A 15883-nucleotide genomic window follows, 5' to 3' on the forward strand; every position below is an offset into this window, starting at 1 on the left:
CGCTAATTTAAGCTTCTTCCTCGTCTTTCTGAAATCTTAAATAATCATCCACAGTTTGATTGATAGGTGGAATATCATCCTCTATGATCGTTTTTAGTAACTCTTCTGTTAGCGGAGTGATAGATACAATACGATTCGCTTGGTATTCGATTATTTTTTCGAATAGATTTCTGGCAACTCTGGCATTTCCAAAACTCTTATGCCTTTTTTCGTATAACTTATCAAATATAAATTCTAGCTTTTCTTTTGCCTCATCTGCCAATACAAAATCATTCTTAAGGCAGAACAATTCAAAAATTCCAATCAGTTCTTTGGGCTTATAGTGATCAAAAGTAAAGTATCGATTAAATCGTGATTGCAATCCTGGATTTGATTCTATAAACTCCTCCATCTCATCAGGATATCCCGCAACAATTACTACCAATTGATCTCGGTGATCTTCCATCTTCTTCAGTAATACCTCAACAGCTTCGTTACCAAAATCTTTTTTGTTATCCTTTGCTAATGAATATGCTTCGTCAATAAACAGTACTCCATCTAATGAAGTTTTTATAACTTCTTCTACTTTCAAAGCAGTTTGACCTACATAGCCTGCTACCATTCCGGTTCTGTCGGTTTCCACCAAATGTCCTTTTTCTAAATACCCTAAGTGTTTGTATATTTTAGAAACCAAGCGCGCTACAGTGGTTTTACCTGTTCCCGGAGGTCCCATAAAAACCGAGTGCAACGAATTGTTCACATTCTTCAGTCCTTTTTCTTCTCTTAGTTTTTGAACCTTCAAAAAATTAGACAGTTCTTTTACTGCAGTTTTGATATTGTCTAAACCAATCAATTCATTCAATTCATCCATCACATCATCCAACGTCTCATTCTCATCGATCTCTGTTTGCTTTACTCCTTCTAGTTTTTCTTTAGGATGCTGTAATTTACTATTGATCTTCTTTAGCAGTGTGGTTTCTTCTTCAGAAATAGTACCATCTGCTTTGGTTATTAAAGAAGCTATTCGGTATAAGAAAGAAGCTGAATTAGCAAAATGCTGGCTGTCCAATCGCTTTAAAAGCGATGGTAGCAAAAATTCATTCTTATACTCTTCGCCTAAATCAAAAAGACTGGCTGTTTTGATTACTTCAATATTTTCATCAAACTTGTCTGATTGTACGAACTTATTAATACGTTCTATAGAAAGAGAGGCAATAATATCATTTCCTTGCAACTTCTCGAACATAAAAGCTAGCAGAAACTTCACCTTAGCATCTGCCACTGTATTCTTGTTATCACTCAATGGAAAAATCATATTGAATACCCTAATGATATCCTGAAGAATCACATGTTCTGCTTTAAACTCTAAGGCATCATCTGTTTTATGAACAATAGCATTGATGGTATTAGAAAATCGTTTGTTATTGTTCAGATCTTCAGCAAGATTCTGAATCTTTTCGCCTTCATTTTTTAGAATCTGAAGAAACTCATAATCAATATCAAACTCCTGAGTAGTATCTTCTTTTTGGTTTACAAAATCCTTAAACTTATTGGTAAAATCCGACAAACTCTTTTTTTCGTCTTTTTTAGTCAGCAACAAATCATCAACCAAATCATTTAATAAAGAGACATGTTCTTTTGGAAAAGCACTAAACTTCACATCCTGAAAAACATCTGTAGCTAGTGGAATTTTACTTTCTGCAATATGAATGTGTTGTGTGGTGATAATAAAATCCAATTCGTCAATTGACTCTTTTAAAGAATACAAAACCAACAAATCTTCATCTTTAATTCTCAACGTCGGAAACGCAGACGAAATAGGCAGTATCTTTAACGGATTGACTGATTTTCCTTTAAAAAAAGAAGCTTCATCTTCTTGAGTTAATTTTGAAAAAAACTGATCTGTGGTTTTATGGTATTTTCTGTTGGTCATAATGCTCCTATAATATCCAACTTAGGATGATGATAATTGTTGCTCTTTTTTCTTTTTAGATCTCTTATCAGATTCTATGGCAAGTATTACAAAACCAGTAGATATAGATAAAAATGCCATCCACATTAGGATGCTCCACAATGTATTATTCGGATATACTGCTAACCCTTTAGGCACTGTAACTCTTGTCCTTTCACCAGTATCTACTAAGGTTTCTCTTAGTTTTATTAACACATTGGTTCTTTCCAAGGCACTATTTGATTTCAAATTCTGAAGTTCAGTTTGACTTGCTTTTAAGTTTTTATACCAAAAACTAATATCTTCATCTGGAGTTTCCCATAGAATAGAGGTATATCCATTGGTAATATTATTAGATTCTAAATAATCAATCACTTTGGTCAACTCATCATTAGCAAGTTCTATAGTGTTTGCATCTGCGGCCCTTTTTAAATATCCAGAAACATTTTGTTTGAACTGTATCTTTTTCGAAATCCGCAATCCAAAAATCACTAATGATACTGCAATCAAGATGATACTTATTATACTTTTCATTTGCTTCCCTTTTTATTTTTAATATTCTATCAAAAAAATATCACTAGAATTTTCTCACAAATTTTCAGAAGGACAAATACTCATATGAAACTTGTATAGAGATACTAACTCCCAGCATCAATCTGCATCATCGCATCCTCTACTTCGTGTACTAATTCATCAAAATGTGCTAATCTCTTAGTTTCCCTCGTTCTATTAAAAGGTAAATCGATATCTATATGCTTCACAAAATGAGAAGGCGCATGTTTCATAATATAAATATCATCTGCCAAATACACTGCTTCCTGTATATCGTGTGTAACAAATAATATTGTAGGACTAAACTTTTCCCAGATACCAATCAGTAAATCCTGCATCTGTAAACGCGTTTTGATATCTAATGCTCCAAAAGGTTCGTCCATCAACAAAATTTCAGGATTAGACATCAAACTCCTTGCAATCGCCACACGTTGTAATTGTCCTCCAGAAAGTGTAGGATATTGTGCATACTTCTTTTGGTGACCATCTAATCCAACCAATTGAATCATTTCCATTGCCTTTTCGTCTCGCTCTTTCTTAGAAATTCCTTTAAAACGTAATCCCAAACCAACATTATCTAGAACTGTCATCCAAGGCAATGATGAATACTGCTGAAAAACCATGCTCACCCTATTCTCCTTACTAACGGGTTTTCCTTTTACCAACACTGTTCCTGAAGTTGGTTCTTGCAATCCAGCAATATATCGTAACAAGGTAGATTTACCACATCCTGACATTCCTAATATGACAGAAAATTGTCCTTGCATAGGCTTGTCCTCTACCAGTAAGTCCAGGTTTTCTATAATTTTGGATTTTCCTCCGTCATAGGATTGAGACACTCCTCTTAGTTCTATAACATTAGGAGCCTGAGAATTATCTGTAAACTGTAATGCCATATTAGTGTTTGTTTCCTTTATTAACGTGTTTAAAAGGGAATAATATTCTATCAATCATCACAAAAAGTCGATCTTGTAATATTCCTATAACTACAATGATAATCAGTATCGCAAAAGCTTTATCAATTCTACTTTGTCGTTTTGCAGTCCAGATTAACTCACCTATTCCGCCTCCTTTATTCAGCATTTCTACAATTGTGATATAGGTCCAGGAAATTGCTGTTAACACCCTGATATCATCAATTATCTTAGAAAACACATAGGGCATATACACAGTCCTAATGGTTTGCCACGAAGTAGCTCCCAAAGTAAAAACCGTATTAAGATATACATTCTGGACCTCATCGATCCGCTGAATGACGACTGGTATCAGATATACAATGATACCAAATGCTAAGAAAGACACTTTCATATCGCTCCCTAATCCTAACCACATGATAAAAATACCGGTTACTGCAGTTAAGGGAATAAAGCGATAGGAGTTTATAATCTGACTAAACAATCCTCTAAACAATGGGATTAATCCTAATAAAAAACCTATTGGAATGGAGACTAGAATTGCAACTAGGTATCCTAAAAAATTCAATTTAATAGAATAAAAGGTGTTTCCGATTACATCATCATTTTGATTCAGATCCGGAAATGCCTTAATTACTTTAATTGGTGATGGTAACAAAGGATACACCTTGTTTTTCTTTAGCCCGAAAGATGTCAATTCCTCAACACTCATTTGTTCTAAAGCATCATAACTAGCCACTAACAGTGAATCACTTTCGTAATATTTTCGCTCGCTTTGTGCAATCTTGGAAATATCTATGGATTCATCTTGTGTAATTACTGATGTGGATAATACCTCGGCTAATAAAAACCATAAGCCAATTAGAATGAAAGCACCAATCACCGTAAGAATGGCCTTATCCTTTGATTCTAAATTCCCCCTAAGTTCAAATAGTTTTTTGATCCTTACCATTAGTCTACAACCAATTCAAAATCTGTTCTTCTATTCTTAGATTTACAATCAGCATTTTGATTGCGCTCACATCCAGGAACCGGCTTATCAGGACCATTACCAATGATAATAAATCTATTGGTAGGCATACTATGTTGTGCTATCAAATAGTTAGCTACAGATTGCGCTCTTTTCTTAGATAATGCAACATTAGGACCTCTAGAACCAACATTATCAGTATTTCCTTCAATTCTGATACGTGCATTAGCAAATGCCTTTGCAATCGGTGTAAACTGAAGATCTATTAATTGTTTAGAGTTTTCATCTAATTGAAACTCACCAGTTCTAAAACTGATACTTACTTTTTTAGAAGAAAGTGATTCTTTTTTAACTAAACTCTCATCTACTGCTGTAAACTGCTTTTGTTGCTCCGCATTATGAGAATTACCAGAAAGTGATGTTTTATTCACTAAATCTTTTGTAGAAAGTAATCTCCAACTCTTTGCACCAGCGGTACTATATCCAAGAGCATTATATTTCACTTTCATTTTATTATAAAGATCTTCTCCTGTTACTCCAGTATAATTAGAATTTAACCCAAAGAAATCTTTATTATCTCCATGTGTAGCCAATCTTACATTATTAATAGCATCATAACAGAAATCTTCTGGCTGCGATAATCCTTCTGCAAGAATCTTAGCTGCTTTTCTCTTATTGCTATCAGAGTTGTTTAATTCTGAAGCTCCAATCATCCATCCTTCATATAGATCCTGTAACTGCTCCTTATGTGTTTCAATAAATTCTTTTTTCGAAACAAAAACATCTGCAATAATATGTGTTGCGTTTTTAGTACTTTCTAGTACTTTAGAACCTGCTACTTTAGCTACACAGTCCGCATCATCCGGACTCCAAACGACGGCAGCATCTACGGTATTACTTTTAAAAGAATCAGCAGCATCAATAGCACTTGGCACTTCAACCAATTGTACATCCTTAGTCGTCATATCACTCGCTTCTAATAACCAAATCAAGAAAGAATGCGATGGTGTCATTGGTGCAACCGCGATTTTCTTTCCTCTAAGATCACTTACTTTATTGATTCCTCTGGCTGCAACTATAGCATCTCCTCCACGACTCCAATCCGCCTGAAACACAACTTGTGGTTGATATTGAGATAACCCTTCTACTTCTGTTGGGAATGCATCAATAGTGGCCCACATTAAATCGATAGAACCATTTTTAAAAGCATCTCTAGAAGCATCAAAGTCATCAATTACTTCAAAATTCACTTTAAATCCATAGTCTTTATAGAATCTAGATGCCGTATTGGCTTTAAATCCTTCATTGAAATACTGTCCTCCAGCGTATCCTCCCCAGGTTACCACTCCAACATTGATGACATCTTTATATCCTTCTTTTGTTTCTCCTTTATCAGAAGAAGAAGTTACTTCTTCTATCTTGTCTTTTACCGCCGGATCTCTTAGTTTATTTAATAAAAAGTATAGTCCTCCTATAATGAGTACTACTATTAAAATTTTTGAAAACGGTGTTAATCTTCCTTTTGCCATGATTTTTGATTAGTGTTATGTTTTAATCCTCAAAATTAAATAAGTCTGAGTATTGATTATTCTGGGTTTTAGTTTTTACTATTGGTGCATCCAGATCTACGCTATGTTGATCGTGTACCAATAAATCTTTTTGATTTCCTAAAATAAGAGAAACCCCTTCATTCTCCCATTTCTCCAATAATTCTAGACCTTCTTCTTCAAATATTCCGTTCTGTAAATCAATAGAATCCATAAAGTTATTGGACATTTCCATAAAACGCTCCATCTCTCCTATCTTCATACTTACATCATCTGCAATTGCTTCTAGCGCTCGATCAAACATTTCTTTCTTATCATTATTCCCCGCGATAATATTCATTGCGGATTTCATTGCAGAATGTCCAGCTCGCACAGCCTTTCTCTCTTGCTCTTTAACCATTACCTGATCCTCTATATCCTCTAGCAATATTTCAGAATTCTCATACATTTTGACTAGAACTCTATATAAGATTTCCATCTTTTTGTAGAGCTCATCAAGCTTCATATTAGATTCTTTTAATCTACCTGCCTTTCTGGATTTAAGAATCATGATTCCTTTCTTATCCCTTTCTTTTGCAGCACTAGCTAACTTTAGATTATTGTTGATATTCTTTTTATTATCATAGATGATCGTTTGTAAACGCTTCATCTGTCCTTTTAGAGAAGCGATCTGCTTGTTCATCTTCTTTAGATTATCATGAAGATCTTCTATATAACTTTTCAGAATTCCTATCGGATCTATCTGAATAAAAAGTCCTGTCAACCAACGCATAAAAGATTTATACATATAGAAAATAAGATTTCTCATCTTAGGATCTAATACAATATAGATGAGGGCTCCTAATACTGCTAATAAAACTCCCAGATATAAAGTATTCTCTACAATAGTAATTAGAAAAGGAAGCACTTTGTACAGTCCGTACAATCCTCCAGCTCCCAAAAGCCCCATAAATAACATCCCGGTTTTACCTTCGGGTCTTTTCCAAAATGTTTTTGGTTTTAGTGAGTTGTTGTCCATTTATTTTAAGTATTTCTGCATTTTAACAATATCTTCTTCGAACTGAGCTTTCAGGTGATCATAAGACACTTTGAAATCATTTTGTGTTTTATTAATCTTACTGTTACTCTCTTCTACCTTAGCTTTTAGGTCACCAATTTGTTGTTGATGTTTAGCAATTTCTTCTGTCAATCTTTTAATTTCCTCTGACTTTTCTTTTATAATAGACTCAAATTGAGCAATTTCTCTTTCCCTTCCAGATACTTTGCTGTCGAATTGATTCTTAAAAGCTCCTGTAAATTGTTCATTTTCCTTGTCCAGTACACCAATATAAAAATTAGTAGTCTGTAAAAGTTTATCTAACGTCACTCCCATTGTAGAAGCAGTAGCAAAAGCCGAACGATACTTAGTCGCTTCGTCCATAGGCATTTTCTCCAGAGCTTTTAGCGATTTTTTATATTCGAGGTAGTCAAATCCATCAAGATTATTCTTCTCAATTGCCTGTAATAGCTTTTCTACGATTTTAGTATCCAAAGCACCTTCAGAAGAAGAACTCACTGGATTATTAGGAAGTGGTGGTGGAGTTGATGCGGCCGTTTTTTTACCCGAATTTACATCAGCTTTTTCTGTTGACTCAGCGGGTTTTTTATTTTCTTCCTCAGAATCATCGACTATGAATAAGGACTTTAAATTTTTTAGCATGGTTAGTGAATTTAAACAAATTTAAAAAAATAAGTGTTGTATAAGGAGATAAGAGTGTTTTTTCCTCTCATACCTGTATATTATTCGTATGATCTATTGTCAAAACGTTACAATTATTTTATAAATCATCATTTTACCATTCGATCCCAAGCAATTTTTAACCCAAATAGCAAAACCAAAAAGAATACTATTAAGTATTGAAATCTTCCCACAAAGAATACCCCAAAAAACATTCGTTGTAAAATATAGGTGATAACAAAGGTGATAATGATCATAATAAAAAGACCCGATAATTTTCCGAAACCTGGTATTCGGGACATTGGTATCGTTCTATTAATGACAACCAAAGTGATAATCATGGATATTAATGGGACAAAGTATGTTACCAAGTCTAACTGAAGTAAATTGGTTTTTAAAAAGAAAAAACTATATAATAATAAAACCAAGGCTAGTAATCCCGGAATGGTTATAGCATAAATTAAAATTCCATATAAGTAATTAATAGGAGGGTTAAAGTTTGCCGGTTTTACAAAAAGTAAACCTATTAAGGAAAATGCTATAATTACTGCAAAATAACCCAATACCAAATTAGGGTTATTTCCGAACCAATTGATAAAATCTTGAACTGTCATTGCAGATAAAAGTACGAATATAGTTTTAAATGATATGATATATTTTTTACTAAAGAATTAGCTAAAATGATTCTAAACTAAGAGGATCAACAGAAAAATTACGTTTAAGATTTGGATCATTTGGTTAGATTATCCCATATTTGTAGTACTAATGACAAAAAATAGAGTACATATTAATCCGAAATCGCTGTTTAGTCAGTGTGATTATCGATGGATAACAGAATTATCCTATCGAAACCGGACGTTATGTAGTTATTTTTAACCCTTACTTATGAAGTGATTTAAATAAAATCTATATAAAACTACAAGCGTCCAAGAAATTGGGCGCTTTTTTTATTAAAAAATTTAAAAAATGAATAAAAAATAATTAGTACATAAAAAATAGCATTTGGAAAGTAAGCATCAGAGAGACAGACTATTGCAAAAACATCCAACATCTGTTGAAAAATGGACAAGGGTTCTTATGCCTAAAAACAAATATAACTAACTGATTATCAATAAAATAAATTGAAAAAATATTTGGAGATTAAAAAAAAGTTTTGATCTTTGCATCGCAATCACAATGAAACAAAAATCAATAGTGATTGAGTTATTTACAACAATAAAAGAATTAAGAATGATACCGAATAATTTACAACATAGTTTAACCCGCCTCTTTAGCAAACAAAGAGAATATTGTTCCGATTGGAATATACATGGTGTCTATTTATATAGAAAGGAAACGTATGCGATTATAAACTGACATACGATAACAAGATATATAAAGGCGCCCGAATAAGGCGCCTTTTTTTATGAGTAAAACTTTGCTTTGGAAATCCACTTTTGCGGATTATAAAAAGAAAATAGTTGAACTCATCCCGCAAAAGAGCGGAATTCTAAAAACTAACATTCTGATTTCTAAAACACTTCATGTTTTAATTGAAGATGATAGTATTAGTTCATTGACATACTGAAAACCAAAATTGACACGTAGCTTAACTGGAAAAGCACTCGACTTTTAATCGAGGTGATGTGGGTTCAAATCCCTCTGTGTCAACTTTAAGGAAGAGTAAGCCAATTGGCGGTGGCCGCAGTCTTGAAATAAGCTTGCGATTCAACGAATCCAAAAGGGAAATAGCAAACAAGAGTTAAAACTGTTAGGAGCTAATGACTCGTGTGGGCCTGTCTGTCTCAGGTAGATTCGACTCCCACTTCTTCCGCTTTGGAGGATAGGCAAATATTGGTTTGTTGCGCTTGTCTGCTAAACAAGTCTGTCTAACAGCTGTGAAGGTTCCCTGCCCGACACAGTTTTTAGAAAATAGGTTGGCAGGCGGGAATTCCTTTGTCCTCCGCTTTCCAATTCAGAATTATGAATTCATAATTCTGAATTAAAAAAGACAAGGTGGCTGAATGGTTAAGGCTACGGACTGCAACTCCGTTTTTTACAGGTTCGATTCCTGTTCTTGTCTCAATCTCAAAAAAGGGAATTCGCTGGAGCTGGAGAGCCAGGGCAGTCTGAAATGAGGAATCGAATTCAACGAATCCAAAATAAAATGACAGTCTTTGAGTTAAAAACTGTTGCGAAAGCTGAATAGGTTCGAATCCTATAACTCCCACTGAACATTCGTAATTCTGAATTCGTAATTCATAATTAAAAAGTACCGTAGCACAGTGGCTAGTGCACCCGACTGTCTCTCGGATGTTCGTCCCGCCTAGGCGGGGTCGGTACTGCTAAAAACGGAAGAGCAAGCCAATAGGTGGTGGCCGCAGTCTTGAAAACTGTTAGGAGCTAATGACTCGTGTGGGTTCGATTCCCACTTCTTCCGCTATATATCTGGGAAGATAACGGTGGTTTGTTTACTCGCCTTGGACGCGAGAGGTCGCAGGTTCGAATCCTGCTTCTCAGACGAAGTGACTCATTCAAGTTTACTTGAAAATGAGTCCAAGCTGAGGCATTGCAGGAAGACGAAGTCAATCCTGCTTCTCAGACAAATTGCTCTATTAGCATAGTGGTTAGTGCACCCGGCTTTCTACCGGAAGACAAGGGTTCGAATCCCTTATAGAGTACAATTTTAATACAGGAATGGCGGAACTGGTATGCGCACTTGATTCATAATCAAGGACTTGAGAGCCTGTCTGCCTCAGGTAGATTCGAATCTCTCTTCCTGTACTTATGCTCCATTATCCTGCAGTCAGCCGCATCCGGTTTAAGCCCGGTTCAGTCTTGGTTCGAAATGCATAGCATTCACGATTTCTTAAAACAATAAAATCAATGAGTAATCCAAGGTGGAGAACAAAATAGGCTCATGGTGTAAACGGAAGCACCCAAGGTTACGACCCTTGAAGTATAGGTTCAAATCCTATTGAGCTTACAAATTGACCTGTGATGTAACGGTAGCATCTAAGACTTTGACTCTTAGTGTAAAGGTTCAAATCCTTTCAGGTCATCAATACATATTTTTATTTAAAACAATATTTATGGTATCTCTAGCTTATTTGGTAAAGCATCTCACTGTGAATGAGAAGAACAGGGTTCGAATCCCGGAGAATACCCAACCGGAATAGTAGCAAAGTTGGTCAATGCGGCGGATTGAAGATCCGAAGATACAGGTTCGATTCCTGTCTGTTCCACGTAAAAAAACAAGGTATAACTCAGTGGTAGAGTACCGCGGACATATCGCGGGAGTCTTGGGTTCGATTCCCAATGCCTTAGACATTATTAATGCAAAAACCGTAAAGCCCACATGAATTGCATGTGGATTTACATTATTGACTCATCTACTTTTTACTATTAATTCCGAAAAAGATGGCAAGTCCTCCTGTAAAAAACATTAATAAACTATATACAGCAGGAGCAATAGCAAAAGAGGAATTATGAAGCAAAGCAATAGCTATTGATATCGCCAGCGTTCCATTTTGAATTCCAGATTCAATCGAAATAGAAATTGCCCCTCGATGATGAACTCGAAACAACTTGGCAGAATAGTAGCCGATTGTCATTGTTAGTATGTTTAGTACTAAAGCAACCAATCCTGCTTCTTGAAAATAAGAAATGAAATTATCTTTTTCTTTAATTAAAATACCAACTATAACTAAAGCCAAAACCAGTGCAGAAGCAATTTTTACTGGTTTAGCCATTCTTAAAGCAAAAGATTCATTGTATTTTCTAATGAGCATACCAATAGCGATGGGAATGATGATGATGACTAAAATCTGTATAATAGTCTCAATTACATTTAACTGAATGGCTTGATCCTCAGACAAAAAATAAAGCAATGAAAAATTAACTATAAATGGTATGGTTATGATCGTGATCAGACTGCTAAATGCTGTAAGGGTAACGGACAAAGCAATATCACCTTTAGCTAAATGAGAGATTAAATTAGACGTTGCTCCACCAGGACAAGCTGCTAATATCATGATCCCTATAGCAATCTCTGGTTTTAAAGGGAATAATGACGCAATTGCAAATCCTATAAGTGGTAAAATTACGAGTTGATTTGTTAAACCAACTAAAATAGCTTTAGGATAAATAAGTATTCTCTTAAAATCGGCTATTACGAGAGATAAACCCATCCCTAACATAATGATGAATAAGGATGCAGCTAAAATAATCGTCGAAGTGTTATCCATAAACTTTGTTTTCCAATCTATTGACTAATATAAAGATTTATTTATCAACACTCTGAATATCAAACAATCCGAAAACGATGAAATCGTGTCTCTAGCCTTCCTACCTGCTGTATGGCGGGCAGGCTTATCTGGTAAAGCTCCTCACTGTGAATGAGAAGAACAGGGTTCAAGTCCCGGAGTACACCCTAACAAGGAATAGTAGCGGAGTCGGTAACCTGTCTACCTGCTGTATGGCAGGCAGGCACGTCGGATTGAAATGAGTTCACGAATTCGACGAAACCGATTTATCAAATAGATCTACCGGAGTTAATCTCCGAAGATATACGGCCTGTTCCGGACTAGATCCGGTATTCGATTCCTGTCTGTTCCACTAATTATTAAACTTAATAACTATGAAAAAAAAATTATTACAAAGGTTTTTATGTAAAACCGAAGACACAGGTAGATTCATAGTTCAATCCAAAATTACTGGTATTACCTATTTCGTAGAACCAATCGATAATGGTAAACCAGAAAAGCTTTGGGGTGATCTGGATCCTGCTACCAAAAAGCTTACTGGTGACTACGGAAATTCTCGTAGAGGAGCTGTTAAAAAAGCAGCATCATTAATTCTTGAAGAAAATGGATTTAAAAACATCTCCATTTTTAAAGGAAGTCCTTTAGGTGAAATTGACAGACGTGATCACGAATATGAATTATTAAACAAACCATAATTAAAATATGATGTAAAAACTAATATTATGAAAACACAACTAACAATTACCAAACAAAAAAGAAAAAACGGTTTGCAGCTTTTACTTATAAAATGGGTATCTAACTATATCAATAGTATGACTAAGGCCTTATATCCCGATGCGGATACTCCAAAGGGTAAGAATGATCAAAATCGTATTTTTTATAAATAAACATCCTAGAAGTAAGACAACGAGGTATTCAACGGAATATCATTTTAAAAATTCGAAGAGGCTTCGAGGTATTAAATCTAAGATCCCGCTGAAAAGCGGGATTAGTTCAATTATCTATTTTGAATTTGTTGCTTTGCAACTTTTCAAAACAGAATTTCACTAATAAATAATTACTACGCAAAAACATTGCGCTGATACATTACACATTTGCATAGTAATTAAAACAAACCTTCTTTAATAAGGGGTAAACAAATGAAGGTTTGTAGTAGTGCCCTGCTATAGGTGAGGAATGTAGCAGGGCTTTTGATAAAAGATAAGATTATGATAAAAATATACCTCTTTAGCACAAAGGGAAGTGCTGCGGAAAAAGACCTTTACGTAACCGTGGAGTGATTGGATGATGTTGTTAATGACGCGCTCGTTAATGAATAGGTTTTGCAGAAGCACCGAAATGAACAGGATTCAAAGTAGGGAAGCGCATTTAGAGCCAATCTGTTCGCTTAGGCGAAAGTACCAGTTCGAATCTGGTAAGAGGTACAATAAAAATATCAAGCAAGTCTTGTTGGGTGTTTCTGTATAGCACTATTGTATGAAGTATTGCAGTTTTGTATGATCACTTCATATCCAACTTGGCTTGAAGGTTTGTTTATTACCAAAAATAAACGACTCTGTAGTCGTGGGTTCAAATCCCACTCCGCCAAAAGCGGATAGTTTAGTGGATAGAACGACAGACTTGTTGGATGTCGCGGGTTCGATTCCCGTCATTAGCTTGAAGTAAAACTTCTTGGCTTTTGTAGCTCAGTTGGTAGAGCACTACACTTTTAATGTAGCCAAAATGGACTCATAATCCGTTTTCACGAAGCTCGGGTCACCTTCTAAAACTGATCCACAGCCTGTCAAGCTGTAAAAATGACAAAAACAGTGATTAGCAAATCCGTTCTTATACTACTCTTGATATAAGAACAGTCTTAAAAGTGCTTTGAGATGGTAGTAATCTTGTTATCAGAAATAGTTACTTTTTTGTGTTCAGGTTTTAGAATTAACTATCCTTTTTTCGATAGCTATTCTTTCATCTCGATACTAAAAACTAATTGTAGAAGATATCACATGCTATGATTTCCGTACTGGAAAGATGATTTGCTTTCACAGTTTTTTTAAGCTCTCTGTCCCTCGGAAATCTCTCCTTAAAAAGGATGGAAACTGAAGTTTGAGAATTATATAATTATGATATGAAGTTGCGTAAGGGATAGAAGCAAGCTACCATGTAGCGCGGATAGCCCGATCCGCCTCAGGCGGAGTACGCCCTAAAAATATATTTCTTTACTAATACTAATCTAAAAGTACTTTAAAGAAGCGGATAATGCCTCCGTTACGGGATTATCATCCAATTAATGTTAAATCTGTCTGTTAGAAAGCAGGCGTAAAAATGAAAAAAATGAAAAGAGTACGAATCAATGCTGGTAAAGTAGGCTTGGTTTTCAGAAAAGGTGATTACAATCGTGTTATAACGCAAGGAATCCATTGGATAGGATTCAATGAGCGTGTTATACAATATGATCTTTCTAAACCTTTTGCAGCTCCAATAGCGCTGGAACTCTTGCTAAAAGATACAGTGTTGGAAGATATGTTACATGTAATTGAGGTAAAGGATAATGAAATTGTATTAATCTATGAGAATGGAAACTTCAAAAGTGTATTCTCTGCCGGAAGATATACGCTATGGAAAGGATTGCGCGAGTATGAATTTACCAAAGTGGATCTTAGCAAAATTTATATTACTGAAAAGATTGATAAATCACTATTTAGCAATTATGCTCTCAATAAGTACATACGAGTTTTTGAAGTCGCAGCTTATGAAAAAGCGGTACTAATTGTGGATGATGTATATAATAAAACGTTGGGTAGTGGTACGTATCGCTTCTGGAGAAACGATACAACTATCAAAATTGCCAAAGCCGATTTGCGTCAACTACAGCTAGAAATTGCAGGTCAGGAATTATTGACTAAAGATAAGGCTGCTATTCGTATCAATTTCTACATACAATATAAAGTTGTAGATATCGAAAAGGCTTTACTTGAAAATAAAGAATATGAAAAGCAATTATACATCGCGATGCAATTAGCTCTTAGAGCTTTCGTAGGAAATTACACCTTAGATGAACTTTTAGAACGTAAAGAAGATATGGCAAACGCTATTCTGGACGCTACTAAAAGTCAGACAATAAAGTTAGGTGTGAAAGTATTGAATTGTGGTATCAGAGATATTATTCTTACTGGTGAAATGAAAGAAATCATGAACCAGGTACTGGTAGCACAAAAGAGAGCTCAAGCTAATATCATCACCAGGCGTGAGGAAACTGCATCCACCAGAAGTTTGCTAAATACAGCAAAACTAATGGAAGATAATGAGATGCTCTACAAATTGAAAGAAATGGAATATGTAGAGAAAATCGCGGATAAAATCGGCGAAATCACTCTCTCCGGGAATGGTGGAATGGTAAAACAATTGAAGGATATATTCTCTGTGAATAGGTAGGTGTGAAAAAAATGTGCTGATTATAATGATCAGCACATTTTTATATATAACTCATCAAATGGAAATATTGGAAAACAAAAAAGAGCGTCTCCACGCTCTTTTTCTTCACACAAATCATCTTAATTTAGGGGCTTATTCTAAAATTAAAACTCACTTTTTATAAATGTTTTCATCTTGGGGAGGATGAAAACGCTAACTCATTAACTCTGGTGTAAAGATACAGCTATTTTTCAATTCACCAAACTTTTTGTGTATTTTGTCTTAAAAAATATGCTTTTTAGCGTTTATTGAGACACTTATTTGCATATTTGTAGTATTAATCGTACTTTTGTTTTTGTTTCAGCAAATCCAAGCTTCCTGTTTTTTCAAAAAAATGAATAGTTCATCCTATAAAAATCAAAAACTTTATTAGATTCTCAATTATCTAAAAGGTAGAAAACCAGAAAATGAATTTTGAACAAAAAAAGCTGGAAGGAATTATTGACAGAAAGTAGTAGAAAACAAAAAAGAGCGTCTCCACGCTCTTTTTCTTCACACAAATCATCTTAATTTAGGGGCTTATTCTAAAATTAAAACTCACTTTTTA

General features: G+C 34.8%; 13 protein-coding genes and 12 tRNA genes. 16 read left to right on the forward strand and 9 right to left on the reverse strand.

Annotated features, from left to right (window positions below; all coding sequences use genetic code 11):
* Positions 1-7 precede the first annotated feature (7 nt).
* The 8 genes from ACFSR1_RS08785 to ACFSR1_RS08820 all read right to left on the reverse strand — a co-directional run bounded on the left by ACFSR1_RS08785 (position 8) and on the right by ACFSR1_RS08820 (position 8244).
* Complete coding sequence (locus ACFSR1_RS08785; RefSeq protein WP_378291645.1) at positions 8-1912, reverse strand: AAA family ATPase; 1905 nt, start codon at positions 1910-1912, stop codon at positions 8-10.
* Positions 1913-1933: 21 nt separating this feature from the next.
* Positions 1934-2464, reverse strand: a complete 531-nt coding sequence (locus tag ACFSR1_RS08790) for a hypothetical protein (RefSeq protein WP_378291647.1) — start codon at positions 2462-2464, stop codon at positions 1934-1936.
* 104 nt (positions 2465-2568) lie between these two features.
* A complete protein-coding gene (locus tag ACFSR1_RS08795) occupies positions 2569-3378 on the reverse strand; it encodes an ABC transporter ATP-binding protein (RefSeq protein ID WP_299218421.1) in 810 nt (269 codons plus the stop codon).
* A 1-nt stretch (position 3379) separates the two neighbouring features.
* Positions 3380-4348: an ABC transporter permease gene (locus ACFSR1_RS08800; protein ID WP_378291649.1), complete on the reverse strand. Its 969-nt coding sequence runs from the start codon at positions 4346-4348 to the stop codon at positions 3380-3382.
* Positions 4348-5895, reverse strand: coding sequence for a phosphate ABC transporter substrate-binding/OmpA family protein (locus tag ACFSR1_RS08805; RefSeq protein ID WP_378291651.1), 1548 nt, complete (start codon positions 5893-5895; stop codon positions 4348-4350). Before ACFSR1_RS08805 ends, ACFSR1_RS08800 begins: the two co-directional genes overlap by 1 nt.
* A gap of 22 nt (positions 5896-5917) precedes the next feature.
* Positions 5918-6931: a hypothetical protein gene (locus ACFSR1_RS08810; RefSeq protein WP_299218415.1), complete on the reverse strand. Its 1014-nt coding sequence runs from the start codon at positions 6929-6931 to the stop codon at positions 5918-5920.
* The gene (locus ACFSR1_RS08815) at positions 6932-7612 is read right to left on the reverse strand and encodes a hypothetical protein (RefSeq protein ID WP_378291653.1); all 681 of its coding nucleotides are present in this window, start codon (positions 7610-7612) and stop codon (positions 6932-6934) included.
* 128 nt (positions 7613-7740) lie between these two features.
* Positions 7741-8244 carry a hypothetical protein gene (locus ACFSR1_RS08820; RefSeq protein ID WP_378291655.1) on the reverse strand — a complete coding sequence of 168 codons (504 nt, stop codon included), beginning with the start codon at positions 8242-8244 and terminating at the stop codon, positions 7741-7743.
* A gap of 791 nt (positions 8245-9035) precedes the next feature.
* On the opposite strand from ACFSR1_RS08820, the gene ACFSR1_RS08825 reads away from it, so the two are divergent.
* The 12 genes from ACFSR1_RS08825 to ACFSR1_RS08880 all read left to right on the forward strand — a co-directional run bounded on the left by ACFSR1_RS08825 (position 9036) and on the right by ACFSR1_RS08880 (position 10936).
* Positions 9036-9197 carry a hypothetical protein gene (locus ACFSR1_RS08825; RefSeq protein WP_378291657.1) on the forward strand — a complete coding sequence of 54 codons (162 nt, stop codon included), beginning with the start codon at positions 9036-9038 and terminating at the stop codon, positions 9195-9197.
* 10 nt (positions 9198-9207) lie between these two features.
* Positions 9208-9280 (forward strand) — tRNA-Lys (locus tag ACFSR1_RS08830).
* A 339-nt stretch (positions 9281-9619) separates the two neighbouring features.
* Positions 9620-9692: transfer RNA gene (locus ACFSR1_RS08835), tRNA-Cys, on the forward strand.
* 270 nt (positions 9693-9962) lie between these two features.
* Positions 9963-10049, forward strand: a tRNA-Ser gene (locus tag ACFSR1_RS08840).
* Positions 10050-10057: 8 nt separating this feature from the next.
* Positions 10058-10130, forward strand: a tRNA-Pro gene (locus ACFSR1_RS08845).
* Between the two features lie 88 nt (positions 10131-10218).
* Positions 10219-10290, forward strand: a tRNA-Glu gene (locus tag ACFSR1_RS08850).
* A 10-nt stretch (positions 10291-10300) separates the two neighbouring features.
* Positions 10301-10393 (forward strand) — tRNA-Met (locus tag ACFSR1_RS08855).
* Between the two features lie 130 nt (positions 10394-10523).
* Positions 10524-10595: transfer RNA gene (locus ACFSR1_RS08860), tRNA-Arg, on the forward strand.
* 5 nt (positions 10596-10600) lie between these two features.
* Positions 10601-10671 (forward strand) — tRNA-Gln (locus ACFSR1_RS08865).
* Between the two features lie 32 nt (positions 10672-10703).
* A tRNA-His gene (locus ACFSR1_RS08870) sits at positions 10704-10778 on the forward strand.
* Between the two features lie 3 nt (positions 10779-10781).
* Positions 10782-10854 (forward strand) — tRNA-Phe (locus ACFSR1_RS08875).
* A 10-nt stretch (positions 10855-10864) separates the two neighbouring features.
* Positions 10865-10936: transfer RNA gene (locus tag ACFSR1_RS08880), tRNA-Met, on the forward strand.
* Between the two features lie 65 nt (positions 10937-11001).
* Here ACFSR1_RS08880 and ACFSR1_RS08885 read toward each other — a convergent pair.
* On the reverse strand, positions 11002-11856 hold the full coding sequence (locus ACFSR1_RS08885; RefSeq protein ID WP_378291658.1) for a bile acid:sodium symporter family protein: 855 nt from the start codon (positions 11854-11856) through the stop codon (positions 11002-11004).
* A 392-nt stretch (positions 11857-12248) separates the two neighbouring features.
* Between ACFSR1_RS08885 and ACFSR1_RS08890 the strand changes: the two genes are divergently transcribed.
* From ACFSR1_RS08890 to ACFSR1_RS08905, 4 genes are all read left to right on the forward strand, one after another.
* Positions 12249-12569, forward strand: coding sequence for a hypothetical protein (locus ACFSR1_RS08890; protein ID WP_378291660.1), 321 nt, complete (start codon positions 12249-12251; stop codon positions 12567-12569).
* 27 nt (positions 12570-12596) lie between these two features.
* Positions 12597-12761, forward strand: coding sequence for a hypothetical protein (locus tag ACFSR1_RS08895; protein ID WP_378291662.1), 165 nt, complete (start codon positions 12597-12599; stop codon positions 12759-12761).
* 709 nt (positions 12762-13470) lie between these two features.
* Positions 13471-13528: transfer RNA gene (locus tag ACFSR1_RS08900), tRNA-OTHER, on the forward strand.
* Positions 13529-14196: 668 nt separating this feature from the next.
* The gene (locus tag ACFSR1_RS08905) at positions 14197-15297 is read left to right on the forward strand and encodes a slipin family protein (protein WP_378291664.1); all 1101 of its coding nucleotides are present in this window, start codon (positions 14197-14199) and stop codon (positions 15295-15297) included.
* The last annotated feature ends 586 nt before the right edge of the window (positions 15298-15883 follow it).

It is taken from the genome of Aquimarina rubra, from assembly GCF_042684305.1.
In the GTDB taxonomy this organism is placed as follows: Bacteria; Bacteroidota; Bacteroidia; order Flavobacteriales; family Flavobacteriaceae; genus Aquimarina; species Aquimarina rubra.